Source organism: Advenella sp. FME57, assembly GCF_014897675.1.
Classification (GTDB): Bacteria; Pseudomonadota; Gammaproteobacteria; order Burkholderiales; family Burkholderiaceae_B; genus Advenella.
In genome coordinates this window covers 81,268-104,476 of sequence record NZ_JABUXU010000018.1, presented here as the reverse complement: position 1 = coordinate 104,476, position 23,209 = coordinate 81,268, and the positions used below count along the sequence as shown (strand labels likewise).

General features: G+C 50.4%; 26 protein-coding genes and 1 riboswitch. Of the genes, 18 read left to right on the top strand and 8 right to left on the bottom strand.

What is annotated here, in order from left to right:
• Positions 1-127 precede the first annotated feature (127 nt).
• Positions 128-823, top strand: coding sequence for an aquaporin Z (gene aqpZ, locus INT32_RS18440; protein ID WP_193090169.1), 696 nt, complete (start codon positions 128-130; stop codon positions 821-823).
• A gap of 368 nt (positions 824-1,191) precedes the next feature.
• On the opposite strand, the gene INT32_RS18435 is transcribed toward aqpZ, so the two are convergent.
• Positions 1,192-1,428 (bottom strand): hypothetical protein, encoded by a 237-nt coding sequence (locus INT32_RS18435; protein ID WP_193090168.1) that lies wholly within the window; start codon positions 1,426-1,428, stop codon positions 1,192-1,194.
• Between the two features lie 259 nt (positions 1,429-1,687).
• Positions 1,688-2,227, bottom strand: coding sequence for a lipocalin family protein (locus INT32_RS18430; RefSeq protein ID WP_193090167.1), 540 nt, complete (start codon positions 2,225-2,227; stop codon positions 1,688-1,690).
• Positions 2,228-2,739: 512 nt separating this feature from the next.
• Here INT32_RS18430 and INT32_RS18425 point away from each other — a divergent pair.
• Positions 2,740-2,919 (top strand): hypothetical protein, encoded by a 180-nt coding sequence (locus INT32_RS18425; protein ID WP_041709350.1) that lies wholly within the window; start codon positions 2,740-2,742, stop codon positions 2,917-2,919.
• 485 nt (positions 2,920-3,404) lie between these two features.
• Here INT32_RS18425 and INT32_RS18420 read toward each other — a convergent pair whose 3' ends face one another.
• Both INT32_RS18420 and INT32_RS18415 read right to left on the bottom strand, forming a co-directional pair.
• Positions 3,405-3,674 carry an I78 family peptidase inhibitor gene (locus tag INT32_RS18420; protein WP_193090166.1) on the bottom strand — a complete coding sequence of 90 codons (270 nt, stop codon included), beginning with the start codon at positions 3,672-3,674 and terminating at the stop codon, positions 3,405-3,407.
• Positions 3,675-3,811: 137 nt separating this feature from the next.
• Positions 3,812-4,450, bottom strand: a complete 639-nt coding sequence (locus INT32_RS18415) for a class I SAM-dependent methyltransferase (RefSeq protein ID WP_193090165.1) — start codon at positions 4,448-4,450, stop codon at positions 3,812-3,814.
• A 348-nt stretch (positions 4,451-4,798) separates the two neighbouring features.
• A riboswitch (FMN riboswitch) is annotated at positions 4,799-4,965 on the top strand.
• Between the two features lie 169 nt (positions 4,966-5,134).
• On the opposite strand from INT32_RS18415, the gene INT32_RS18410 reads away from it, so the two are divergent.
• Positions 5,135-5,641, top strand: coding sequence for a 6,7-dimethyl-8-ribityllumazine synthase (locus INT32_RS18410; RefSeq protein WP_193090164.1), 507 nt, complete (start codon positions 5,135-5,137; stop codon positions 5,639-5,641).
• Positions 5,642-5,705: 64 nt separating this feature from the next.
• Here the strand turns inward: INT32_RS18410 and INT32_RS18405 are convergent, their stop codons facing one another.
• Positions 5,706-6,332, bottom strand: a complete 627-nt coding sequence (locus INT32_RS18405; protein WP_193090163.1) for a glutathione S-transferase family protein — start codon at positions 6,330-6,332, stop codon at positions 5,706-5,708.
• Positions 6,333-6,846: 514 nt separating this feature from the next.
• Between INT32_RS18405 and INT32_RS18400 the strand changes: the two genes are divergently transcribed.
• Positions 6,847-7,068: a hypothetical protein gene (locus INT32_RS18400; RefSeq protein WP_193090162.1), complete on the top strand. Its 222-nt coding sequence runs from the start codon at positions 6,847-6,849 to the stop codon at positions 7,066-7,068.
• Between the two features lie 220 nt (positions 7,069-7,288).
• Positions 7,289-7,714, top strand: coding sequence for a GNAT family N-acetyltransferase (locus INT32_RS18395; protein WP_193090161.1), 426 nt, complete (start codon positions 7,289-7,291; stop codon positions 7,712-7,714).
• A 51-nt stretch (positions 7,715-7,765) separates the two neighbouring features.
• Here INT32_RS18395 and INT32_RS22435 read toward each other — a convergent pair whose 3' ends face one another.
• Both INT32_RS22435 and INT32_RS18385 read right to left on the bottom strand, forming a co-directional pair.
• Positions 7,766-8,014, bottom strand: coding sequence for a GFA family protein (locus INT32_RS22435; RefSeq protein WP_193090160.1), 249 nt, complete (start codon positions 8,012-8,014; stop codon positions 7,766-7,768).
• 18 nt (positions 8,015-8,032) lie between these two features.
• The gene (locus INT32_RS18385; RefSeq protein WP_193090159.1) at positions 8,033-8,434 is read right to left on the bottom strand and encodes a GFA family protein; all 402 of its coding nucleotides are present in this window, start codon (positions 8,432-8,434) and stop codon (positions 8,033-8,035) included.
• A 274-nt stretch (positions 8,435-8,708) separates the two neighbouring features.
• On the opposite strand from INT32_RS18385, the gene INT32_RS18380 reads away from it, so the two are divergent.
• The 9 genes from INT32_RS18380 (at position 8,709) to INT32_RS18340 (ending at position 15,830) form a co-directional block, all read left to right on the top strand.
• Positions 8,709-9,041 (top strand): YciI family protein, encoded by a 333-nt coding sequence (locus tag INT32_RS18380; protein WP_193090158.1) that lies wholly within the window; start codon positions 8,709-8,711, stop codon positions 9,039-9,041.
• A 146-nt stretch (positions 9,042-9,187) separates the two neighbouring features.
• Positions 9,188-9,556 carry a hypothetical protein gene (locus tag INT32_RS18375; protein ID WP_193090157.1) on the top strand — a complete coding sequence of 123 codons (369 nt, stop codon included), beginning with the start codon at positions 9,188-9,190 and terminating at the stop codon, positions 9,554-9,556.
• A 395-nt stretch (positions 9,557-9,951) separates the two neighbouring features.
• Positions 9,952-10,281 carry a hypothetical protein gene (locus INT32_RS18370; RefSeq protein ID WP_193090156.1) on the top strand — a complete coding sequence of 110 codons (330 nt, stop codon included), beginning with the start codon at positions 9,952-9,954 and terminating at the stop codon, positions 10,279-10,281.
• A gap of 945 nt (positions 10,282-11,226) precedes the next feature.
• Positions 11,227-11,871 carry a TetR/AcrR family transcriptional regulator gene (locus INT32_RS18365; RefSeq protein WP_193090155.1) on the top strand — a complete coding sequence of 215 codons (645 nt, stop codon included), beginning with the start codon at positions 11,227-11,229 and terminating at the stop codon, positions 11,869-11,871.
• On the top strand, positions 11,864-12,958 hold the full coding sequence (locus INT32_RS18360; RefSeq protein ID WP_193090154.1) for a Gfo/Idh/MocA family protein: 1,095 nt from the start codon (positions 11,864-11,866) through the stop codon (positions 12,956-12,958). Before INT32_RS18365 ends, INT32_RS18360 begins: the two co-directional genes overlap by 8 nt.
• Positions 12,955-13,938 (top strand): LLM class flavin-dependent oxidoreductase, encoded by a 984-nt coding sequence (locus INT32_RS18355; protein WP_193090153.1) that lies wholly within the window; start codon positions 12,955-12,957, stop codon positions 13,936-13,938. Before INT32_RS18360 ends, INT32_RS18355 begins: the two co-directional genes overlap by 4 nt.
• 470 nt (positions 13,939-14,408) lie before the next feature.
• Entirely contained in the window at positions 14,409-14,594 is a 186-nt protein-coding gene (locus INT32_RS18350; RefSeq protein ID WP_193090152.1) for a type II toxin-antitoxin system HicA family toxin, read from the top strand.
• Positions 14,595-14,671: 77 nt separating this feature from the next.
• The gene (locus INT32_RS18345) at positions 14,672-15,091 is read left to right on the top strand and encodes a type II toxin-antitoxin system HicB family antitoxin (RefSeq protein WP_193090151.1); all 420 of its coding nucleotides are present in this window, start codon (positions 14,672-14,674) and stop codon (positions 15,089-15,091) included.
• 406 nt (positions 15,092-15,497) lie between these two features.
• Positions 15,498-15,830: a VOC family protein gene (locus INT32_RS18340; RefSeq protein ID WP_226817272.1), complete on the top strand. Its 333-nt coding sequence runs from the start codon at positions 15,498-15,500 to the stop codon at positions 15,828-15,830.
• A 196-nt stretch (positions 15,831-16,026) separates the two neighbouring features.
• On the opposite strand, the gene INT32_RS18335 is transcribed toward INT32_RS18340, so the two are convergent.
• Positions 16,027-17,658 (bottom strand): Hint domain-containing protein, encoded by a 1,632-nt coding sequence (locus INT32_RS18335; protein ID WP_193090150.1) that lies wholly within the window; start codon positions 17,656-17,658, stop codon positions 16,027-16,029.
• A 757-nt stretch (positions 17,659-18,415) separates the two neighbouring features.
• Here INT32_RS18335 and INT32_RS18330 point away from each other — a divergent pair.
• The 4 genes from INT32_RS18330 (at position 18,416) to INT32_RS18315 (ending at position 23,094) form a co-directional block, all read left to right on the top strand.
• Positions 18,416-18,835, top strand: a complete 420-nt coding sequence (locus INT32_RS18330) for a tyrosine-type recombinase/integrase (protein ID WP_370540256.1) — start codon at positions 18,416-18,418, stop codon at positions 18,833-18,835.
• Positions 18,836-19,166: 331 nt separating this feature from the next.
• The gene (locus INT32_RS18325; RefSeq protein ID WP_193090148.1) at positions 19,167-20,429 is read left to right on the top strand and encodes an integrase family protein; all 1,263 of its coding nucleotides are present in this window, start codon (positions 19,167-19,169) and stop codon (positions 20,427-20,429) included.
• A gap of 207 nt (positions 20,430-20,636) precedes the next feature.
• On the top strand, positions 20,637-20,852 hold the full coding sequence (locus tag INT32_RS18320) for a helix-turn-helix domain-containing protein (protein ID WP_193090147.1): 216 nt from the start codon (positions 20,637-20,639) through the stop codon (positions 20,850-20,852).
• A 145-nt stretch (positions 20,853-20,997) separates the two neighbouring features.
• Positions 20,998-23,094, top strand: a complete 2,097-nt coding sequence (locus INT32_RS18315) for an AAA family ATPase (protein WP_193090146.1) — start codon at positions 20,998-21,000, stop codon at positions 23,092-23,094.
• Positions 23,095-23,209 lie beyond the last annotated feature (115 nt).

The following is a 23,209-nucleotide window of genomic DNA, read 5'->3' as shown; positions in this document are numbered from 1 at the left end:
TGCTCATAATAATCTCCATCTGTGAGTATTATGAGGCTTAAAAGTGTCTAGTAAACCCTGGCCGATTCACTGGTTAGCCAATTGATCGCATAATTTGCTCACAACCCATACAACAAAGGAAAGAGAAATGATTAAGCAATGTAGTGCAGAAGCATTTGGAACATTCTGGCTGGTCTTCGGCGGTTGCGGCAGCGCGGTGCTTGCTGCAGGTTTTCCGGAATTGGGGATAGGATTTGCCGGCGTAGCGCTGGCTTTCGGTTTGACGGTACTCACAATGGCCTACGCAGTAGGCCATATTTCTGGCGGTCACTTTAATCCAGCCGTTACGCTGGGCCTCTTCGCTGGCGGACGCATCCCCTTCAGCACTGTGGTGCCATACATTATTTCTCAAGTGATAGGCGGCATTATTGCCGGCGGCGTGCTGTATCTGATCGCCAGCGGCAAAGCAGGATTTGATGTGTCTGCAAGTGGATTTGCTTCCAATGGCTATGGCGAGCATTCCCCGGGGGGCTACTCACTAACGGCGGCAATCATTGCCGAATTCGTACTGACGGCGTTCTTTCTGATTATTATTCATGGCGCCACCGACAAGCGTGCACCGGCAGGATTTGCTCCGCTTGCCATCGGCCTGGCGCTGACACTAATTCACCTGATCAGCATCCCGGTAACCAACACGTCTGTAAATCCGGCTCGAAGCACTGGCGTTGCCGTCTTCCAGGGAGATTGGGCGCTATCACAACTGTGGGTCTTCTGGCTTGTGCCAATTGTTGGCGCCATTGCCGGCGGCCTGATCTACCGTTGCCTTCTGTCCAAGGATGAATAGTAAATACTAGTTGGGTAGTCCACGAGATCCAGAAACGTCCCAGGCTCTAACGACAAGACCCGCTACGGCGGGTCTTGTTGGTTTTGCCGAACGAGACACTGCCCCCGCGGGTATTTGTAACGGTAATCACAACCATTTTTGCCTGGCCTTGGAAGGCCTAGGCCGAAATGAAATTCTCGATTTCTACGACAGGGAGAACGGCTATCGACAGAATGTAAACGGATCACGCAACATGAAGGACTATTTTCAGTAAGGCATTACATTTGTTATGAAGGCCCACGCAGCATCTGCCCCTGCGGCAATGCCGTTGTTACCAACACGCCGCGTAAGCGCCGGATGATGGTGAGAAAAACCTGACTAGCAACTACTTACCAGAACCAGCCGCCGCCCAGCTGCGAAGACTGGGCTCTATTCAGTCTTGCCGCTTCCTCTTCGGCGTAGTCTTTCTCATCGGCATCATAGGGCCCTTCATAGGAACAACTACCACGATACCAGGCGCACTCGCCACCTAAGGCAGAACCGATACCACCGCCTCCTGAACACCCCGAAACAAACACGGCCAAGCACATCATTAGGCTAAGTCGACAAAGACGGTTGATAGGCATTGGGCGCACTCCTGCAGAATCAAAAAAAACCATTTTATAGCAGGCTCACCGAGAGCGGGCGCACGAAATCACGAAATCACGAAAACATGAAAACATGAAACGCGAAAATCGGCTGCGCCTATAAAGGACGTTGCGGCGCCGGTATCTCTTTTATGTTGAATGCAATTTGGCACCGAAATCAACGCGTTGAGGTCAGGCAACACCTTGCCTGCTTGCTGGCAAGCCGGGGTTCAGGATATTTGCGGATCGCCTTAATCAATTACTGGGATGTTCTGGTGATATCCTGAACAGCAAAGCCATGGTTCGCAGCATACGCAAGCAGCTCGTTGACAACACGCTCATCTGCCTGCTTTTCCCGGGAAAGAACCCACAAAAACTGACGATTGGGCGTGCCCACCAGTGAATATTTATAATCCCCATGAATTTTCATTATCCAGTAGTCGCCCCACACCATTGGAAGCCACGACGTCCACTTGGGCGCAAATCGCACCTGCAATTTTGAAAAATCTGGGGCCGTTGCATTGGCAGCAAGTCGCCCTTCTGCCTGTGCTGTTTTCACGCTGCCATCTTTTTGTTTGCACTGGTTAACCACTTTGATTGTATTGCCCGGCAGCAACGTGTAATCAGCACGTACATCGCTTACGCAGTCTCGCTGAAAGCGGTTCGGTAACCGTGCCTGTTCATACCACGTCCCCATGTATTTATTCAAGTCCACATTCGCTTGAGTCGGCAGTGCGGGATCCGAGCTTGCACATCCTGACAATGCAGCAACGCTGGCAATATAAAAAATGATCTTCATGAGTATTTCTTCCTTATTATTGACATCCAGAATAACCTGATTCGCCCCGCCGTAACCGGTTTGGGAAGAAACTTAAAAAAGTGCCAGACTATGCAAATGGCAACCTGGGTAATCACTAGCAGGAGAGGACCGCTTGCTGGCAAGCATTGCCTTTCCAAGCGGAATCTGTCGGAAAACAAAATATCCATATTGCATGTGCGATGACGGCTATGAACGCCTCCATCATTGTGATGCATATGCCAGCGGCGGCGGCTGAATCCTCTTTGCCGAAAAGAAATATTGTAATAAATTGTATTAATATTTGATACTGTCTGCTCAAATTTGGCGTTGCTGCCGGCATTTCATTTGTATTATGCAGTCAGGCTGGCGCACTACGATTAGTTGAAAAATTACGACCTTAGGTAACCGAATATGTATTTTGTTAGATAAATGTTATATTCACAAAAGGAAATTTACGCAAGGGTTCCTTGCGCCTTGATGCTGTACCGTGAACCGCCCACAAGGAGGCCAGGATGGACGATTTAAGTCAACAAAATATACATTATCTAAAAACCTTAGAGAGCGACTTTCAACGCGAGGAGGCGGAGCTGCGCAGGTGGCTGGACACTAATGTCACAGACTTGGCATCGCGCAAATGGTACCTGGAGCGCCAGCGCGAAGATCATGCCGCACGGGGCAGAAAGTACGTTTGACGGGTGCAGAAAGCGCGCGCAAGCGAAGTAGGATTTCTCGTACTTCGCCAATTAGAAATGCTGCGCTAGTATTCACACTTGTGATGCTTTCCAATTTGGCCATGTCGCCGGCGCTGGCTCGAAACCATCCATCCTTAGGCGCCAAAGGCGACATATCCCATTGCCAGGGAAAAACGTTTATATGCAATGACGGGTCTGTGAACGGGCCAAAAAAGTATTGCTCGGCATCACACGGACATGGCAACACATCCGCCGCACAGCTATTTTCCAATAATCGCAATATGAGCCCTTCTGTCAAAAAAGACGCCGGGTGTCGTTGTCGCAGCGGCAATTATTGCACCGGCCCCAGAGGCGGGCAGTTTTGCTACAGCGATTCCGGGCGCAAGAGTTATTTAAGAAAATAACCCGTTGCTACTGAGCGAGGCTCACCCCCTGCCCCGCCGAACTACGTAATGAAGCAGCATAGCCGGCCCGTGCTGTAGCCCCTAGCCGCAAGTCACACGACTGATCTTCCCGTTCTTACCCACATGTATATTCAAGCGTTGTGCCGAATAGTCCATAGTGACGGCTGAATCTGGATGAATGATACGGGTAGCCTTGGGTAAGGTGGATTTGTTCAGAGCCGTTTCCTGTGTTCCAACCAGGCTTTGACGGCTACTGGCACCGCATTGATCTTCTGTCTGGGCCTGCCCAGGTGTTGGCGTCTGGCAGGCAGCCAGCACAACTAGCGGGATGGCGGCGATAAGTTGTTTCATAAAGGCTCCTTTGAATCGACCCCTACATTTATACACTAATTGGGCCTTTCACTTTGTCAAAATATATTATTCGGGTATGTTTGCAACCCGGTCGACAAGCCAATCCTTGCGTTACTCGGCCAGTGTTCCAAGCCTGCTCAAGGGATATGCAAAGTGTACTCAAGCGCCCAGAAATACTCCCACTCCAGATAATTGCAAGACTCCGAATATAGCGACACCGCGGCAAGCAATTGTTCACGAGTCGGGAAATTTTTGAGTACCCGATGCATTGAACCATCATCCAGCGTACGAAGTTGATAGGTGTTGCCAGCACTGTCGCAGTTCGCTATGGGCGTGCTGCTACCGGGCACAAAACGATTATCAAGAAAGACAATCCTGGCGCCTGGCTCCAGCGCCTTATGAAGGCCGGCGAGAAACCCGGCGAGTTGTTCATGTGGAATATGTGACCACCAAAACCCGGCAAAAGCGGCATCGAAAGGCGCATCGAAAACGGGCAGTTCATATGCATCCCCCTGCATCAGCTGGACATTGTTCGTGGTGATACGCCCAGCAGCAATGTGCAGCGTCTCCTTTGCAGCATCGAGCGCCATGACCCGCTCTGCCAATGGCGCATAAAATTGAGTCCAATAGCCGGTGCCACAAGCGATCTCCAGAACGGACCGGTCAGCAAACAAGGCAGGCAGCCATATTTGCAGTTTTCGAAGGTCGGCCTGTCGTTCAGGCTTTGAATAGATTCTGTCGTACTCGTTAGCGCGCGCTCCGTAATAGTCTTTCATCCACTGTCCTTTTCAAACGCCACATGTAAATTACGCTCGATTTTAATGCCGATTCTTGATTTAATCGGCTGTTGCAGCGATAGCGCAAACAATGGTGTTCTCCCAGGATCATATCGTCGGTAAGGTCAGTGACCGCCTGATCGCCACCTATGTTTGCGCTTCCCTGTTGAACGCCAAGGCAAATTAGGACATTGTTATAGAGTGGCTCTGTGAATACAGGGGTGCCCGAGTTTCGTACATAGCCCCCCGGATTTCTTAATACACGCTCCCCGCGTAGCCCTCCACACACGCAAACCTGGTGCTACAATTCGTGCGCGGACTTTTCTTCGGCACTGCCGACAAAGCGCCGCACGTTCTCAGGGCGGGGTGTAATTCCCCACCGGCGGTAATGGCGTACTAGACGCTAAGCCCGCGAGCGCTTGCCTGTGCAGCAGTTCCTCACGCATCGGCAAGGTCAGCAGACCTGGTGTGATTCCAGGGCCGACGGTCATAGTCCGGATAAAGAGAGAGCGGGATACCGCTGGCCATGCCAGCGTGCCTGGCTTTGCATTCGTTGCAGCCGGTTTGCTCTGTTGTGCCGGTCCATGATTTGGCATGCAAACCCAAGATCTTGCAATGCGCACGCCATGCATCTCCTGTCTATCCATGCCCTGTTTTTATATGTTCAAAAACAGGAGTTTTACCATGCTCACAAAAGTTATCAACCAGCCCCTTCCGGTGCTCGCATCCCGTCGTATCGCCTTCATTGAAGCCGGTTGGCACGGCGATATCGTGGAGCAGGCAAGGCTGTCATTTCTGGAAGAAGTGTCGTGCCTTGGCCAGGATGCATCCTGCGTCGACATCGTCAGTGTCCCCGGCGCCTTTGAAATTCCGCTGCATGCCAGGCTGCTGGCTGAAAGTGGCCGCTACGCCGCAGTGGTTGCTGCCGGGCTGGTGGTCAACGGTGGCGTCTATCGCCATGAGTTTGTGGCCCAGGCTGTCATTTCAGGACTGATGCAAGTTCAACTGGAAACGCGCGTACCGGTATTGTCTTGCGTGCTCACACCACGTGAATTGTTTGAAGGCGAAGATCAGCATCGATTTTTCTTCGAGCATTTCCGGATCAAAGGCAAGGAAGCGGCGCAGGCGTGCATCGCAACCGTCGCTTCCCTGGAGAGCCTGAGCCGTTCAGCGCTTTCACAACAACGGTAAGGCACGGCAACGCCCCCTTGCTTTAGCGAAATGCAGTCCACTGCCCTGCCTTTGGACTGCACTATTAAAAAATCTTCTGCAATCCCTCGTCCTGCAACGCTTTCTGCACACCAGTATCCTGCTCCATTTTCCCCATAAAGCCGGTCAGATTGGGCAGATCATCAATCTTCACGCCCACGTTCTTGGTCCAGCGCGTCATGACATACAGAAGCGGATCGGCGACAGAGCGTGTGCCAGTGACCCAGTCCTGCCCCGTCAGCTGCGCATCCATTATTTCAAATAGAGTATGCACTTTCGTGCGTGCATTGGCCTTGGTCATGTCAATCGCAACCTCGTCACCCAGATAAGAAGTCGTGCCAAATAACGGTTTGAATGTCGGATGAATATCCGAGGTCGCTATGCCCAAAGCATAATTGATCTGCGCACGGCTCCTGGTACTGCCATCGCCATTGAGCTTCGATTCTGGAAAGCTGTCAGCAAGGAAATTCAGAATCGCTACGTTCTGCGTCAGCACCCAATCATCGATTTCGAGCACCGGGACCGCACCGGCAGGAGTCAACTTTCTGAATGCCGGCTCTTTACGTTCGGCGCCGGAGTAATAAGCAATGTCATATGGCGCACCGATCCATTCCAAAACAATATGGCTGGCTAGCGAACAGGCACCTGGGGACGCGTGTAATTTAAGCTTCATTGTAAATAATCCAAATATAAAATTGAAATAGAATAGACAACTGCGAAATAGCGCATCAGTAAAATAGTTCGAGAGACTACAAGACATACAGGACGTACTTATAACACCTGGATACGCCACAAAATTGACTTTTTTCGCTACAAAATCAATTTTTCAGTTGCGCCGGAATAGACGCAGCAAAGGATAAAGCCCCTCAGCAGGGAACCAGGAACATTTATTGCTGGCCTGTTTATCTTCGTCAATGCAGACCCTACCTCCAGTGGCATGCTATCACCTTCAATAGTCATTAGAACAGAAAACCCTTCTTGCATCAGGACGGTTTGCGCAAAAGATACTGGATATCGTTGTTTCGGACAGTCGGCAAAAGCATCGATTTATTGCAGTTGTAAAACGTGTCTTACCTGGCTGCTTCAGAAAGGCGCGAGCGCCGACCGCGGTTACGGTGTCATTTCTTTGACTGTTACTGTTTAGGCCGAAGTACAATGAATCATCAATCCAACCAGGAGGATTCTTTATGGACATCACATATTCAAAGGTCGGCGGGCCACCTGAAATAATTAACGCCGATGAAGATCTAGACGATGCCGAACCATTAACCTTGAAAAAGGAACTTGTGTTCGCATTGAGACTACCTATGGCGGACACGAAGGAAGATAGCCTCACGTTGGAGCAGAAACTTGATGCGATACTGAAAGACGCAGGCATCGATCCCGCATCTGTTAAATTAATCGGTTGACTACTGCTGAATGCAAGATCGGGTTGCAAAGGTAAGCAGGTGAGGCAGGTCGATACGGTCTAGTGAGATGCCGTGTCCACACTGATACGGGTCTTACTTTGCTGCGTGTCGTCTGCCAGGCACATGTGGGCATTTAAGTTGCGCCCTCCTTCTGAACGACTTAATCGTGTTTATTGATGTAGCTCCCTCTAAACCTCAAACTGAATATTAGCAATAGAGAATGACTAAGCACACCGTAGAAATCACCAATGAAATTACAGAAGAAATGAGCGAAATAATCGGCGCTGGCCTAAACGCCTACAACGATGAAATAACAAAATACAACGACAGAAAATCGCTCGCTATTGTTGTCAGAGATAAGCAATCCGGCCAATTGATTGGTGGAATGCTGGGGCGATCATCATTGGGATTGTTATTCATAGAGCTGGTTTATCTGCCAGAGGAATTACGAAACAGCGGGCTAGGCTCCACGATACTGAAGCAGTTTGAACAGGAAGGACGCAACCGAGGCTGTTCTGCCGCCGTTCTGTACACCATCAGCTTTCAAGCGCCGGGCTTTTATGAAAAACATGGGTGGGAGCGGTTTGGAGAAATCCCGTGCAGTCCTCCTGGTACCAGCAGGATATTTTTGACTAAGAAGCTCTAAAGAGAGTGTTAGAAATTTTGTGTCATTCCAGGCGGATTGTCCAGAATTCAACTATGGTCCTTCCTGGTGCTGCGGTAACCCATCATCGAGTAATAGCCATGGCTGCTTGCTCGACATCCAAATATGGCATGTCGGATCAAATCGCTCGGGATTATCTAAGGTTCCGAGCGAAACACCAACTACGTTTCTACTTTTGCGCTCTGAAAATAATGTAGACCCGCACTTAGTACAAAACCCGCGTCTTAATCCACTTTTCTCTGTTATTCCTAATGCGGCGGCTCGTAAGTCCTCCTGCCTCATTTAGACGAGTTTTCGCCACTATAGGCCTTCGTCATATTTCGGTAAGCGATCGGTAATATCGTGCCATGGTGCTTTGTCACTGACGTACACATGCAACTCAGGTTTGATACCTGGATCAGCATCCAAGCCTCCTAGCGGCAAGCCATAGCAAGACTTATCGTCATCGAATTTGCTGAATATGGGAGAGCCGCAGATGCTGCAAAACCCGCGATGAGTTCCTGGCGAAGATTCGTAAAATTTCACCAATTCCTCACCTTGCAAAAATTGAACATCTCGCGCCTTCACCCTCGCCCGACTTCGAAAAGCCGACCCATGCGCCTTACGACACATAGAACAATGGCAATTCAGTGCCCCTGTTAACGGCCCGTTTATTTGATATCGAACACCGCCACAGAGGCACCTTCCTTGAAGCTTGGTCATTTGGTCCTCCTGCCAATTAATTAATAGTAGCAGGCTAATAGGAACCAGTGTCGATCAGGCCTGACATGTACTGTCTGATGTGCTGACGTTCAATCCGCAACCATCGCCCTTGTCCACCAGCTACCGACCGGTACAATCACCTGCTCATCAGAGCATTCAGCGTGCGCCAGTGATTGCGCGCGTTGGATCGGATGCGCCGTTGGTGTTGATGTATGATTTATGGTACGCGGCTTGTAGACAAGCCCATACCTTAGCTAACTACAGGAGACGACCTATGCCCAAATTTGTAACGATCGGATATGGGGATCGGGAAGGCTACGATCGCACCGCAGTTGAAATTCGAAATGCAGCCCACGCACACGACGCGAAATTGCAGGAAGCCGGCGTATTGATGGGTATCGCGAGCCGCCCGGTGCAAGTTCGCAACGCCGACGCGACCCAGGTCGTGACAAAGAGTGAGCCGTTCATGAAATCATCCATGCCGGTGGCCGGGTTCGCCATTATCGAGGCTAAAGACATGGCCGAGGCCATAGAGATGGTGTCAAGAACCCCCTGCGCTGTCGCACATGGTGTCGTAGAGGTCTGGCCACTGGAACAGCCGTCGTAACCCAGGCTCGATGACGCAGGAAACGTTCAGACACGATTGCGTGCGCTTGGGCCGGTATCAGATATATGATGGCATACCGTTTGCTTTAACTGCGGGTCGCATATAAAATCTCGGATCTTTACCCTTCCCCACCAGATGTTAAAGCGATGAGTGCATTTTGTGTATTCGGCATGACAGATGTCATTGCCAGACAATCGGCAAGCAAGAAATCTCCTCCTCCCGAATGGAATGCCTCCACACAGGCTTTCTACGACGGCTATGAAGAACAGATATACAAGACCGGCGCCCATCGGCAGGTATCGCTCACCTTTGATGCCCCGCAGTTTTGCCAGGACTGGATCGATCTTGCCAAGAAGCATATGCGCACACGCGGCCTTAAAATCATGTATCGCGGCCAAGTGACCGACAAACATGGCGCGCCCCGAATCAATAAGAAAACCAATGAGCCGGTTATGGGCTGGGTGCCTTATGATGGGAGTTGGGAAACGCGCCCAAAAACAGGTGCCTTTTTATAACCTGGCGACTATTTACCATCATCAGGAAAAAATGCATTTATTTTATGCGATTGCTTTAGTTAACGGCACAACAAAATCATGCCTGATTTGCTCTGCTTGCCATAGATTATAGTCAGACTGCATACCTGCTCATAACCCACTGCTCGTTCCAAGCAGAATAGAAAGACGCACAACCATATCTGCCGAAATTGCTGCCTTGCCAGTTCCCGTTGATTCTAACGCTCCACTGACCTCACTCAGATAATTAACAATCCTTGAATATCCCCTATCCTGCCAGGCTTTATAATTGACCTGTCTCCTCACCTGCTATTTGGGTGATTTACCAGCCTTGACGGCTGGTTTTTTTTGCCTATAGAGAACGGTGTATAGTGGTTACTTAAACAAGGAGATATGCGGTGAATTTCTTTCAATGGGCGAATCAACAGTTGACCCGATCCCCTAACCTGTATGTGGGGAGATATCGGAAGGGGCCTCAATATACAATGCCGTCGGTGCAAGGAGATATATTCAAGTTTTATCTCAACAGTGGCGGAACTGTCACGGTCTATGAATCAGCGTTCGAAGCTGACACTTTCGCCCTCGATGCAGCATTCCTGAACCTGTGCGAGCAGAATAATTCCCAACATTTCAAAATCAATGATGAAGGCACGTCATTGGATAAACTTCCAAATGGCGGGAGCCGGGCGATATCGAGCAGTTATCGTGAGACCCATGAGTTGGGATAGATAGCAAATTAAGACCCACCATCAGTTGGCGGGTTTTGATCGGTCTCTCAGCGATGTTTCCACTTTTCTCGTTGGTTTTTTCTCATTTTTCCCTGGTTGATATCGTGCTCGCGATTGGAAGCAGTCCAATATAATCTGAATTTTCGCCATTCCAGACAACAAAAGCCGCTTAATAAAACGGCTTTTTTTATTGATTCTAAAGGCTTTCTTTGGTCCCCGGCTGGACTCGAACCAGCGACCAAAGGACTATGAGTCGTATTTATTGCAAAGCGCTGTAAACCATTATCCATTTAAGTTTAATGACCTACAAATTAACGCACTGATGCGATATGCAGCATTTTTGCGATCAATTTCCATTGTTTTCAGCCACTCATGACACACTTATGCCACACCTGTTTTGTCGTGCTTACTGACAGTTACCGAGTCATTACCGGAATTCACGAAGGATTACGCACTCATTCTTTGACCTTACCCAACGCCTTCTCGCAACCCCTACTCACTCGAAAGCCTGAAAAACATCATAGTGAACGAAATTGGTCCTTTTTTCATAAAGAACTTTAGCATTTTTAGTCCACTACCTGAGACTGTTTTTTGGACCATGGGGCAGGTCGAAACAATAATGAAGCAGTTTAGGTCTCAGAAAAATACATTGAATGGCTGAATACAACGCCTGTTTAGGAGAGACCCATTAAAAAATCCTACGGTTTCACGTCGATGGAAAGGACTGCAAGGAGCGTCTTACAAAACTTGGTGCGCCACAGAATTAGCTATCGGCGTTAGTCAGGCCTATACAGTTCCGTGCCGTCGGCGTTCACTCCCTTTGATTGCATCAGATTGACACGGAGGTGGTCTCCGTTTATTATACGGAGACTATCTCCATATAATAAACGTGCTGCCTGGAGCATGTCTCTATTTACCTGCTAGAGTGTCGAAAGGGACCTACCTATGATCACGAATCGGCCCGAAGAGAAGGGCTCACTGCGCGCAGATGCGCGGCGAAATCGCGACAGCATTCTCAAAATTGCGGCGCGGCACTTTGCTGCGCATGGCGTGAATACGTCGCTCGACGAAATTGCGCGGGAAGCGAAGGTTGGACCCGGCACGCTGTATCGCCATTTTCCGACGCGCGAACACTTACTGTGCGAGGTGCTGCATCAACGGCAGGAGGAGCTCCTGTCCCGTCGCGATGAAGCCTCAGCGAAGCCGTGCGCGCAGACTGCGCTTCGCGCCTGGATGATAGCGCTCAAGGACTATCTCAGTGCCTTCAACGGTCTGCCTCAACCGTTAATAAACGCCTTCGAAGCCCAGGCGTCGCCTTTGGCCGTCACCTGTAGCACACTCGTCTCGATAACGGCCGAGTTTCTCTCACGCGCCCAGGCCGAAGGCGCAGCCAGGCAGTCGGTTTCCGCACCCGCGCTGTTTCTAAGCGCAGTGGGCTCGGCTTTCGTCCGCGATAAGGCCGGCAAATATGGCGCAACCCCGGAGCAAATAGAGGAGATCCTCGCCTTCGGTTATCTCAATAGCGGAACGGTCCAGGATGCGGCCAATCTGCCCTACCCCATTAGCAAAGCTGGAGCACCACATGACTGACAAGCCAATCCGTGTTGGATTCATCGGCCTTAATCCGGGCATTCACTGGGCCGCCACGGCCCATATTCCGGCGCTGAAGGCCCTACCGAACGACTTTGTCGTCGCTGGCGTCGCGAACACCAGCCTTGCCAGCGCCAGGAACGCCGCCGAAGCATTCGGCCTGCCGCATGCATTTGAGAATGCACAAGCGCTAGTCAATTCGCCCGAGATCGACCTGGTCGTCGTCACCGTCAAGGTACCGCATCACCGCGAACTGGTGGCAGCGGCGTTGAACGCGGGTAAGCACGTTTATTGTGAATGGCCGCTAGGCAACGGCCTTGCCGAGGCGCGGGAATTGGCCGATCTTGCAGAAACCAAGGGCGTTGTCGCGGCAGTCGGTACACAAATGCGCGTCGCCCCAGAGATTGAGTACCTTCGCCAACTCATCGCTGACGGTTATGTTGGCGAGGTGCTCTCGACGACGCTTGTGGGCAGTGGTCGCTCATGGGGCGGCGAAACCGACGCAGCCCATGCCTATCTTTATGATAAGAGCAATGGGGCAACCCTGCTCAGCATCCCCTTGGGACATACGCTTGCCGGTATGCGCGAGGTACTGGGTGGTTTCGGCGGCTTGTCCGCACGCATGATCAACCGCCGCAATACAGTGTATGTCACCGATACGGACAAGATGATTCCCTCAACCTCGCATGACCAGATCCTCGTACATGGCGCGCTTGAGAGCGGCGCGGCATTCTCGATCCATTATCGCGGAGGCATGTCCCGCGGCACCAACCTGCTGTGGGAGATCAACGGCACGGAAGGCGACATCCAGGTAACAGGCGCTAATGGCCACGGACAGATGGTTCAGTTGACCATCCGCGGCGCCAACGGTGATACGAGCGAGCTTGCACCGTTGACGCCGCCCGCCTCGGCCTATAGCGACTGGCCAGATAACTCGGTCGCCCGCAATGTCGCCCGCGTCTATGCCTTGATCGCGCAGGATATACGTTCCGGCACACGCTCGGCGCCCAGCTTTAGCGACGCCGTCGCGTTGCATGAGACAGTCGATGCGATCGAGCATTCCGCTGCCGGGAAGGAGTCGAAATGACGGCCCTCTCGCTACTGGAACTTGTCCGAGTCACGCAGGACACCGACGCCCGGATGGCGCTCGACAACGCGCGAGACCTTGCATCTCATGCGGAGAAATGGGGCTACAAGCGCATCTGGGTCGCCGAGCACCATAACATGGTGGGGATTGCCAGCGCCGCAACCTCGATAGCCATCGCCCACATCGCCAGCGGCTCCAGGACGATCCGGGTCGGCGCCGGCGGCATCATGCTGCCGAACCACGCGCCCTACATCATCGCCGAACAGTTCGGCACGCTGGAGCGACTCTACCCTGGACGCATCGATCTGGGACTGGGCCGCGCGCCGGGCACCGATCAGATCGCAGTGCGAGCGATGCGGCGCTCTGCCAGCGCCTCCGAACAGTTTCCGCAGGATGTGCAGGAACTCCAGGCGTTTCTTGCGCCTGCCGCTCCAGATCAGCGCATTATTGCCGTGCCGGCGGCCGGAACCAACGTGCCGCTGTGGATACTGGGTTCGAGCAATTTCGGGGCGACGCTGGCGGCCGAACTCGGCCTGCCTTACTCCTTCGCTTCGCATTTTGCACCGGACATGCTGCGACCTGCCCTCGACATCTACCGCAGCCGCTTCAAGCCTAGCAAGCAACTTGACCGGCCCTATGCAATGGTCGGCATCAACGTCATCGCCGCCGATACGGACCACGAAGCAAAGCGGCTCGCCACCACCCAGCAGATGTCGTTTGCCGACATGTTCCGGGCTCGGCAAGGGGTCAGCAAGCCGCCCATCGACGATATCGAAACCTACTGGTCGCCTCAGGAAAAGGCACAGGCCATGCGCATGCTGGCGCGTTCGGTTGTCGGTTCCGCAGATACCGTGCGCACAGGTCTGCAAGCGTTTATTGCCGAAACGAGTGCCGACGAGTTGATGATCGTCTCCGACCTCTACGACCATCAGGCGCGACTGCGTTCAGTCGAACTGATCGCCGAGGCGATGAAGTCATAGACCAGGATTGCTCGCAGCAGCCGAACTGGCCGGGCGTTGGCTTAAATTCATGCGGGATGCCGAGACTTCCACTTTCGTGGGTCGAGCGGCCCAATCAAACCGCCGGTGCTCTGCCGGCCCTTCCTGCTTCTTTGGGGCGTTCCGCCGCGTCCTGATGACGGCTTTGGCTGGCCCCTTAGTATGAAACGCCAATTCTGGGGATATGCCCCGTCCCAGGTACAAACGATTACCAGTGAGCAACGCTCGCATGGACAAGGCGCTGAATAACTCCCTATCCTGGAAACGCTGACGGTACACGGACGTATGGGTGTGCCTGCCGACGGCTGGCTTGAATGGACGGGCGCGAAAGGCTACCAGCAGCCCGTGGATATAGACAACGCCCGAAAAACACAACATATTTATTTAATTTTATATTAAATTATATTACATTTTTGTTGTATAATTTGTTTATCAAATCATACAGAGCGACTATGAAGTACAGCGAGTTCCGAAAGTGGTTAGAGAAACAAGGTGCAACTTTTCAAATGCACCGCTCCGGATCTAGCCACCTCAAGGTAACGCTTAATGGGAAAACAACGATTTTTCCAAATCATGGATCAAAAGAAATCGGTACCGGTTTGGTTCATAAAATTAAGAAGGATCTTGGAATTAAATAGTACTTGAGAGGCTCGAAAGCGCCTTCTACGATCGGACATAGCCCTGGAGTTTTTAGAAATAATTGTAGGAGTTCACCATGCTAATTTATCCAGTCACGCTCACGCCAGACGATAATGGCACTTTACTGGTCGGATTTCCCGATATACCAGAAGCAAACTCTGTCGGGGACGATGAACAGGAAGCGTTATTGAACGCTGAGGAAGCGCTGGTAGCAGCGCTTGAAATCTATTTCGACGAAAAACGTCAGATTCCAATGCCTTCCAAAGTAAAAAAAGCTCAACCTGCAGTCACCCTGCAGGCTTTGGTAACTGCCAAAGTTTTGTTAATGAACGAAATGCTCGGCCAAAAAGTACGAAAAGCAGAATTGGCACGTCGCCTTGATGTTCATATGCCCCAGGTGGATCGCCTTTTTGATTTACAGCACTCGACAAAATTGGAGTTCATCGAATCTGCGTATCACAAACTTGGAAAGCAGATAAGTATTAGCATCGTATAGAGATGACCCGCCTATAGGGCGGGTTTCTTTTTAGAACAAGCCGACCAGTTCACGCCAACCGAACTAGGAAAGGCTCGAAGTCTGAGTGGACGCGCCATGAACCTGTTGTTAGCTGAAGCCGGGTGACAGCACAAAATAGGGACTCACTGGACGCCGTGGTTTCTCACTTTTGTTACGGCCCGTGAAATTCAGTCACGATTTAGCCACGGTGGCGAAGTAGCCCCCTCCTCACTCGAAACGAGCTGTTAAAGATCCGGGACGCTATTTATAGCGGGTAAGCTCTGGCACTTTCACTATATATTTACGCAGGGTCGGCTGCACTCAACTCAGGTATATTTCGAATTTTGGAGCAATGATGGTGAGTACAAATTTTGGCAAAGCTATACCGGTCCTCGCGTCGTTGGACATGAAACGCACTCGTTCATTCTACAAATCGGTGCTCGAATTTAAGACCTCTCAGATACGCGATACATGCGACATTGCGGCTCGAGGAGAAACTGAACTCCGTTTTTGGAACTGTAGCGACAGAAATATTGCAGAAAATACTTCCTGCTATCGGCGTGTTTCAGATATTCAAGCAGTTCATAGTGAATTAAGCGCCAAGCTATCGTCTTTGGGAGACATTGTAAACACTGCGTGGTGTATGGATGAACTTTACGTTTTCGATCCCGACGGCAACCTGATTAAATTTGGACAAGAACGAGCGGATCTGACCCAGCGTATTTCAAACCCAGAATAGCGGATAAGCGGCACCGCGCGAAAAGAATGTATAACAAAACTTGAGGATATGCTTGATGTGCTGAAGAATCAGCCAGAGCCGTGAGTCGGATCGATATTCTGCGACGAGATCCAAGGATATGCGTGGCCTGTATGTGTAGAAAAAGCTGCACAAGAGTGCGGCTCTCCTTATAGCCGATTGCTAAATGCGTCCACTGTCAGGCTGCTTTTCGTGCTTTTAGCTGCTCGCCGGACGTCCAGTACATATTTGTACGCAAGACACTCAATTCCAAGACCATAGAACCTTTTGATGCCGGCACTAGGTTTGCCGGAATTACTGCCTCGCCCGTCGTCCAGCGCATATTTGTGTTGTTCACCTCCTGAACATCGTGCAAGCCCGTAAGGTACTTATCTGTAATATCAATTTGATGACGAATACCATCTACAACCAGAACGATCTCGTTCAGACCAACACCAACTATGCGCATATCGCGACGGCTGTTGAGCGATGTCTCACGTATGACAGTTGAGTTCGATAGGATGCGGATGTCAGATTGCAGTCCTGTGGGGAGCTCGAAACGATACACTCCGCGTTTAGCGCATGGAGTCAGTGAAGCGATCATTACACCATTTGCCTCAATACGCAGATTGGCGTCACCTGAGCGCGTTGCACCAGTCAATGCCTGTACACGACCGAACAGTTCCTGGCGAATGGGTTGAATGATTTCAGGTGTAATTTTCTGAACGTAATCAGGCAGAACAACACGCTCAGGCGCAGGCCCGAAATCAGGATGCGCGGCAACGGTATGGGCGTTTTCAAATGATTGGCGATAATCGCCAACGTCCAGATAGCTTTCTGCAGCAGCGCCTTCGGCAAGTAGCATGTCGAATTTTTCCAGCTCAACGTGATAGTACTCGAACTGCTGAACATCGAAGTCCTGGATGATTGTCAGGCCATTGACTAGGGACAGGGCGGGAACCAGGGCACCATCAAAGTTGAACCGGTGGCCAGGAGAGACGGTCAGATCACGGTGGGGAGTATTTTCAGCGAAAGCGCCTTTACAAATACGAATTGGAGAAGCGCGTAAAACGTGAGATTCGGGGATGCGGTTTCTGTTCAGTTTGCGAAAACCCAGCCATTTGACTGTGGCAACACCACCAGTAGCGGTCAGTACTTTATCACCCGCTTTTAAGGTTTCGACTTTGACTTCCCCGTCGGGTGTCGCGATGTGTGTTCCTTTTAAGTAACATGTGATTGTCAGTATGTCACCTTCCAATTCCATAGGGTCATTCAGCCATGGGGCTTTGAAATTACCAACGATTTCACCATCACTGTTTTTGAAAGTAAGCACATCATCGATATAACTATAACTATCAGCGCCGATAACCTGTAATTCGGAACCAGGCTCCATAACATCTAAGTGAATCACTGAGCTGGACTGATCAATATTGGTTCCTGTCGAGTCATATATAAGCTTGCTGCTCCCCAAAACCCGAATATAAAAAGGGACTTGCCCACTGGATAGCAACTCTGGGGTAAGTTCAAGCGTGGAACCATTATCAATCCTTAGATAGGGCTCAATATCCGTCGATGCATCATACGCAACAAGTTTGACATTAGCACCATCGTCTAAAAATAAATTGGTAGGCTGGATCAGGTGAAGCTCGGGGTCTTCCTTCAAGACTGTCAACTTGAGCGCGTCAGGAGAATCGGACGAATTTGTGATTATTAAATCGCCAAGATAAAGGCTCCTAACCCCCACCTGCACATTAAGCGTACCGTCTACTTCGTAGTCAGCTTGATCAACTGTCAGTTGATCTATGGAATCATCAATATATATATCTGCCATGGTTCACCTATCCTGTTAATTGGTTTATTTGATGGGTGACTTAGCTTATTCACCCTTACGTTTGTAAATAATTGAAATATTTTATAGACAAATTATTAACAGATGTCAGTAGAAAATCAATGATTTTTAAATAAAAACAATGGCATATGAAAAATATTGAACTAATTGTCAGCGTAGACAGGAATCGGCGACAGTCTGTGCAATCACTATTGGGATAGTGACTCAAGTTGGCTGGCGGTAAGAAAAGCGTCACACGACAGGTCTACGATGTCTGTTACCAAATTATGACCGATCAGAGGCATGCGCTATGTGGACGTGTGTAAATTGCGGCTTGGACATCATGTTTCAAGCTGTTGAGGTGGAAATAAACAGGGACGGCTGTTTTTTCATCTGCTCGGGATGCCAGGAGCGAAACAAGCTGATTAATGTGGCTCAGCACGGCGATGAGGCTATTTGCCTGGCGCAGCCGTCTGGTCCGTCGTAACTATTTCTGCCCAGTCCTGCAGCGCATTCAGCTGCCGGAGCGCCTGATCCCCCTCAATAACTATTCCGATAAGATCTTGAGAAACCTGTCCGTCAATGTCGGCCCGTGTCGTTCCATTGTCTATGCTGGCGCTTTATGGAGCGCGTACCCTACACATAAGCTGCTGAGAGGGCTTATGATAAAAGTGCTACTAGCGAAAACTCTTCCAATTGTCATGGCTATCTTTTTGTCGACCATAATTCATTTTCAAATGGGTACCGTCCGATCAATTTTGTGGAAGCATTTCCTAGGTGGCACCGTCCTGAAAATGGCCGATCACGCCCTATGCCGTTGAACAGTGAAGCAATCGCCCTCCTTGAGGAAAGAGAAGCGGCCGGGACTGAGCATTGTTTCACACGCGAAAGTGGCATGCGTGTGACTCAAGTAGACAAGCGCACGCTAGATCGCGCGGCCATTTTATCGAGCATCAAACCGCTCAAATTCCATGACTTGCGTCATACCTGGGCAAGTTGGCATGTCCAATCGGGCACGCCGCTCATGGTGCTCAAAGAATTGGGGGGATGGGAAACGATCGAGATGGTGCAGAAGTATGCCCATTTGGATGCTGGCCATTTGGCAAATTACGTCAATGCGACGGAATTTACGCCACACTTACGCCACACCAAGGACTCAGACAAGAAAAAAGCCGCTTGACGGAGCGGCTAATTGCTTGATTCTAAAAGATTTCTTTGGTCCCCCCGGCTGGACTCGAACCAGCGACCAAAGGATTATGAGTTACCTGTATAGGGTATTTAGGTAGCAATGCTTGCATATGTTTCGACATATTAAACTATAATAATCAATGTCTTATGGCGAAATACCCCTATATTGAAATATGCATAACTATGTTTGTACTGCTTACAACGACGCTTACATAAAATTTTTCGCCATATTTGAGCATACGAGTGGTGATAACCATAGCGATGTCAGGGCGAATATGTGCCAACAATCCTATGCACTTTTATAAGAAAGGAATCACCCCAAAATGGCAACATTCAAAGCGCTTACCAAACTGGCAATTGACGCCCTGCCCGTGCCAGAATCTGGTCAACAATTTTACTGGTACGAGGGGTTAACGGGTTTCGGGGTCCGTGTAACCGCCAACGGTGCCAAGAGCTATATTGTTCAGGGTCGCGTCAAGGGCAAGACCTGCCGCTATACCATAAGCAACTGTAAGAAAATGGAGCCTCGTGTAGCAAGAACTGAGGCCCAAGGCAAATTGAATGAAATGAACTCGGGAATTAACCCGTTTGCTAAAGAAAAAAAAGAGAAAGCAGAGGAAATGACCCTTCGGGCAGTGATGGAAGACTACATCAAGAACAAACGTACAAAACATGGCCCGCTACGACCCAGCAGCAAAGCCGACATCGTTAAGTGCGTGACAAAGACGCTGTCAGATTGGGCCGATAAACGGGTAGCCAACATTACACGTGAGGCATGTGTAAAACGCTTTCGGTTGCTATCGGACACCGCACCGACTACAGCTAACCAGACCTTTCGTAACCTGCGGGCCCTGTGCAATTGGGCTCGTGAGATAAATGTCGCGCCAGATGGCAGTTACCCTATCCTCCCGGTCAACCCTGTGGTCCAAGCCTTCAAAATCGTTCAATGGAATAAGGAAGAAACCAAAGAGGAATTTGTGCCGTTAAACAAAATCGGGGAAGTGTGGAATCTATTGGTTGGGCGCACCAGTACCGAGCGCTTTGTGCCTGCTGACAATGCGGCTGCACACCTTGTCATGTTCCTGATCCTGACTGGTGCTCGCATTGGCGAGGGGTCAGCGCTGCGGTGGTCAGAAGTCCACTTGGATGAGGAGCCGCCCTACTTTGTATTGAAGGAAACGAAGAACCATAATGTGGTCACGATCCCCATGAGCACACAGTTAAAATCGCTGCTTGATGCCCGTCTTGCATGCCGTAGTAAGAACGAAGAATATGTGTTCCCGTCCCGCGCTGGGTCGAAGGTCCCCCACATGCAAGATGCGCGGGGCACTATGGGGCAGGTCAGTGAAATTGCTGGCATGCACCTTCACAATCATGATTTGAGGAGGACCTTTATCGCCATCTGCGTTCAATGCAAAGTCGAATTATGGAAGGCAGAGATATTAACGAATCACCTCCCTGCCACTGTTACCCTTAAGCACTACACACAGACTCGCGACCTCCGATATTTGCTGCCCGAAGTTCAGGATGTTGCGGATTGGATAATCAGGCAAGCCCAGGAATTTAAAACCCAAAATAGTTCTTGATCCTAGCCTTGTGACAAATAAAAATTTCCGCTATGCTTAAGTATACCCAGCCAGTAACAACACTGGTTGTCACTCAGCTTCTCCGCTGCGCAGGCCGTTTTCTTCCTAGCTTCCTGGCCTCCGTCATAAAAATAATCGTAGGGTCGCCCTTCTTTCACTGCCAATAACATAACCAGTGCAGTGAAAGAGATTCAGGAGCCGTACGTAATGTCAAACCTGTCAACACTCACCCCTTCCGACCGTATCAATCGTCGTCAAGCTGCCGAATATCTCGGTATCTCATTCAATACCCTTACCTGTTGGGCCAGCGAACGCAAAGGCCCCGCCTTCTACAAGCCCGGAAAGCAGTGCATGTACAAGGTTGCTGATCTGGATCAGTTCCTGGAATCGCGGCGTATTTCGTTCGAACAGGTTCCCCTGTAGACCATGTTCACTCCGAAAATAATCCAAGCGCATCACGCACTTAGCTATTTCGAATACGTGACGTGTACTTGCGTCGTAAGCACTACCAAGAAAAAGCCCCGACATAAGCCGGGGCAAGAATGAGCAACCACATTCAGGACAAAATATGATTGAACCCAGTGTAGCGCATGGGACAGAACCCGTGCAGCAGTTAGATAGTGAATATACTGACCACAATGTATTACCGCCGACACAGGCCACGCAAGGTAGCGATCAATACCCACGCGACACCGACAGTACAAACGTGGCCCCTGCCGTCGCACAGCCCGAGCTGCCCACCTTCTCGCAAATGAAAAAAGCGAAGCGCTGGCTTCTTGCTTCTCCAAAGAAAATACCGTACTACATCAATGGGCAGAAAAGGAGTGGAACACTTGATTCTAACGATGATCGGACGCAATTCGCTTCCTATGATGAGGCCAAAACCGCACTAACGACACGTGGGGGAAATTGGTATCTTGGTTTTGCTCTTGGGCCTGACGAAAATGGCGGGCACTGGCAAGGCATCGATCTTGACGATATTCCAGATAATGAACTCTCAGATGTAGCAAATATAGTCCCCGGCTATGTTGAAATAAGTCCTAGTGGCACCGGGGCACATGCAATCGGATACGGGCGACACTTTCCTACTCTGGGATCGAACGGTACCGGTATTGAGGCATACGCTGGCGGCAGATTTTTCACAGTCACCGAACGCCCTATCCGGGATAAAGGTTTTACCTGCCTAGCTAACTTCATTGGACAGAAGTTAGCACCTCGTTATGACAAAATAAGCAGCCCGGCATTGCCTGCAACGGCACCCGAAATTATCTCGGTTGATGCTAAGACCGTAACAGAGTTGCGTTCCGCTCTTTATAGCCTTCGCTCTGATGACTATCACCTTTGGACTAACATGGGAATGGCACTACGTGAACTTGGTGACGTTGGTCGCGGACTCTGGCTGGATTGGTCTGCCACCTCTGAAAAATATAACGCTCAAGAAGCGTCGAGAAAATGGGACAAACTGGGCGGGAATAGAAGCAGCTACCAATCTGTATTTGCACAGGCTCAAAAACACGGGTGGGCGAATCCTGCAAGCAATGCAGCCCGTATTGATAGCATCAACAGTCCACGTAAACTTGTCGGACGCTCTCTTAATGGGGTTTTACCACGTGCAATTGATTGGCTTTGGACCGGATGGATTCCAAAGGGTTATATCACCATTTTTGCAGGTGAAACAGGAGCCGGAAAATCTACTGTGCTCGCTGACATAACCGCCAGGGTTACAACTGGTCAGTGCTGGCCGGGTGAATTTAGCAATACCCATACTCGTCCAGCCGGTCGTGTTCTCTGGTTGGGAAGCGAAGACGGTATCGAAGAAATGACTGTCCCACGGCTTATGGCTTGTGGAGCAAATCTGCACAATGTCATCGAAATCCAAGGCATCGCCCAGCAAGGAAAACGCAATACATTTTCAATGCAGGACGATCTTGATGGTGTGAACGAATGGCTTAAAAGTGCCCAAAACGAGGGGCAACCTTTCGAAATGCTTGTTATTGATCCAGTGACAAGCTACCTCCCCGGCCAAAAATTGAGAAAGGTTGATTTAAACGATGCGGGACAGCTACGCACAATTCTAGAACCATGGCTCGCCCTGGCGCAGGAGCATCGAATTGCTATTGTCTGCGTGACCCATTTTGCAAAGGATACTTCACGCGCTATGCTTCATCGTGTTGTCGGCTCTGCCGCCTTTGCTCAAACCTGCCGCAGCCTTTGCGCCGTCATGGAAGATCCGACCAGCAACGATAACGGGCAAGGAGTACACGAAAAAGTGCTTATGCAAGTAAAGGTTAATTTGCCTGAACATCCGGGCGGAGCATGGAAGTTCCGAACAGAAAAGGTCGACGTTGACACTGACCCACACAACGGAAAGATCATTACCGCCACACGTCCGAAATGGGATGAACTCGATAGCGCCTTAACCCCGAAAAGCGTAGTCGGCAGCGCTCGTGGTCCAGTCGGTAAAAATGAGCCAGCATTTGGCATCTGGCTGAAAGCACAGTTCGAGAATGTACATCCGGGATATACATTGCCACTAAGTCAGATTAAACAAACTGCTTTATCGGCCGGATTCAGCGAACGCTGGTGGGCCGAGCACAGCGGCAGATACATTGAGAAGCAGAATATCAGCGGAGTTTGGTACTGCCGTCCCAAGACGGTTAGTTAAAAACTACGTAGTGTGGGGATACTCCGTATGGTGGGTATAGTGGGGAATGTGGGCACCAGTGCCCACTATACCCACCCACCCACCATACGGGGTTTCGTGCAGCGCTCTGCCCGGC

Bases quoted from the DNA above. Each gene is read 5' to 3' on its own strand.
- INT32_RS18415 (WP_193090165.1), bottom strand. From the start codon at position 4,450: ATGAAAGACTATTACGGAGCGCGCGCTAACGAGTACGACAGAATCTAT.
- INT32_RS18380 (WP_193090158.1), top strand. From the start codon at position 8,709: ATGCCCAAATTTGTAACGATCGGATATGGGGATCGGGAAGGCTACGAT.
- INT32_RS18320 (WP_193090147.1), top strand. From the start codon at position 20,637: ATGTCAAACCTGTCAACACTCACCCCTTCCGACCGTATCAATCGTCGT.
- INT32_RS18315 (WP_193090146.1), top strand. From the start codon at position 20,998: ATGATTGAACCCAGTGTAGCGCATGGGACAGAACCCGTGCAGCAGTTA.
- INT32_RS18405 (WP_193090163.1), bottom strand. From the start codon at position 6,332: ATGAAGCTTAAATTACACGCGTCCCCAGGTGCCTGTTCGCTAGCCAGC.
- INT32_RS18430 (WP_193090167.1), bottom strand. From the start codon at position 2,227: ATGAAGATCATTTTTTATATTGCCAGCGTTGCTGCATTGTCAGGATGT.
- INT32_RS18395 (WP_193090161.1), top strand. From the start codon at position 7,289: ATGACTAAGCACACCGTAGAAATCACCAATGAAATTACAGAAGAAATG.
- INT32_RS22435 (WP_193090160.1), bottom strand. From the start codon at position 8,014: ATGAGGCAGGAGGACTTACGAGCCGCCGCATTAGGAATAACAGAGAAA.
- INT32_RS18420 (WP_193090166.1), bottom strand. From the start codon at position 3,674: ATGAAACAACTTATCGCCGCCATCCCGCTAGTTGTGCTGGCTGCCTGC.
- INT32_RS18400 (WP_193090162.1), top strand. From the start codon at position 6,847: ATGGACATCACATATTCAAAGGTCGGCGGGCCACCTGAAATAATTAAC.
- INT32_RS18350 (WP_193090152.1), top strand. From the start codon at position 14,409: ATGAAGTACAGCGAGTTCCGAAAGTGGTTAGAGAAACAAGGTGCAACT.
- INT32_RS18435 (WP_193090168.1), bottom strand. From the start codon at position 1,428: ATGCCTATCAACCGTCTTTGTCGACTTAGCCTAATGATGTGCTTGGCC.
- INT32_RS18360 (WP_193090154.1), top strand. From the start codon at position 11,864: ATGACTGACAAGCCAATCCGTGTTGGATTCATCGGCCTTAATCCGGGC.
- INT32_RS18365 (WP_193090155.1), top strand. From the start codon at position 11,227: ATGATCACGAATCGGCCCGAAGAGAAGGGCTCACTGCGCGCAGATGCG.
- INT32_RS18340 (WP_226817272.1), top strand. From the start codon at position 15,498: ATGAAACGCACTCGTTCATTCTACAAATCGGTGCTCGAATTTAAGACC.
- INT32_RS18355 (WP_193090153.1), top strand. From the start codon at position 12,955: ATGACGGCCCTCTCGCTACTGGAACTTGTCCGAGTCACGCAGGACACC.
- INT32_RS18410 (WP_193090164.1), top strand. From the start codon at position 5,135: ATGCTCACAAAAGTTATCAACCAGCCCCTTCCGGTGCTCGCATCCCGT.
- INT32_RS18375 (WP_193090157.1), top strand. From the start codon at position 9,188: ATGAGTGCATTTTGTGTATTCGGCATGACAGATGTCATTGCCAGACAA.
- INT32_RS18425 (WP_041709350.1), top strand. From the start codon at position 2,740: ATGGACGATTTAAGTCAACAAAATATACATTATCTAAAAACCTTAGAG.
- INT32_RS18385 (WP_193090159.1), bottom strand. From the start codon at position 8,434: ATGACCAAGCTTCAAGGAAGGTGCCTCTGTGGCGGTGTTCGATATCAA.
- INT32_RS18325 (WP_193090148.1), top strand. From the start codon at position 19,167: ATGGCAACATTCAAAGCGCTTACCAAACTGGCAATTGACGCCCTGCCC.
- INT32_RS18335 (WP_193090150.1), bottom strand. From the start codon at position 17,658: ATGGCAGATATATATATTGATGATTCCATAGATCAACTGACAGTTGAT.
- INT32_RS18345 (WP_193090151.1), top strand. From the start codon at position 14,672: ATGCTAATTTATCCAGTCACGCTCACGCCAGACGATAATGGCACTTTA.
- aqpZ (WP_193090169.1), top strand. From the start codon at position 128: ATGATTAAGCAATGTAGTGCAGAAGCATTTGGAACATTCTGGCTGGTC.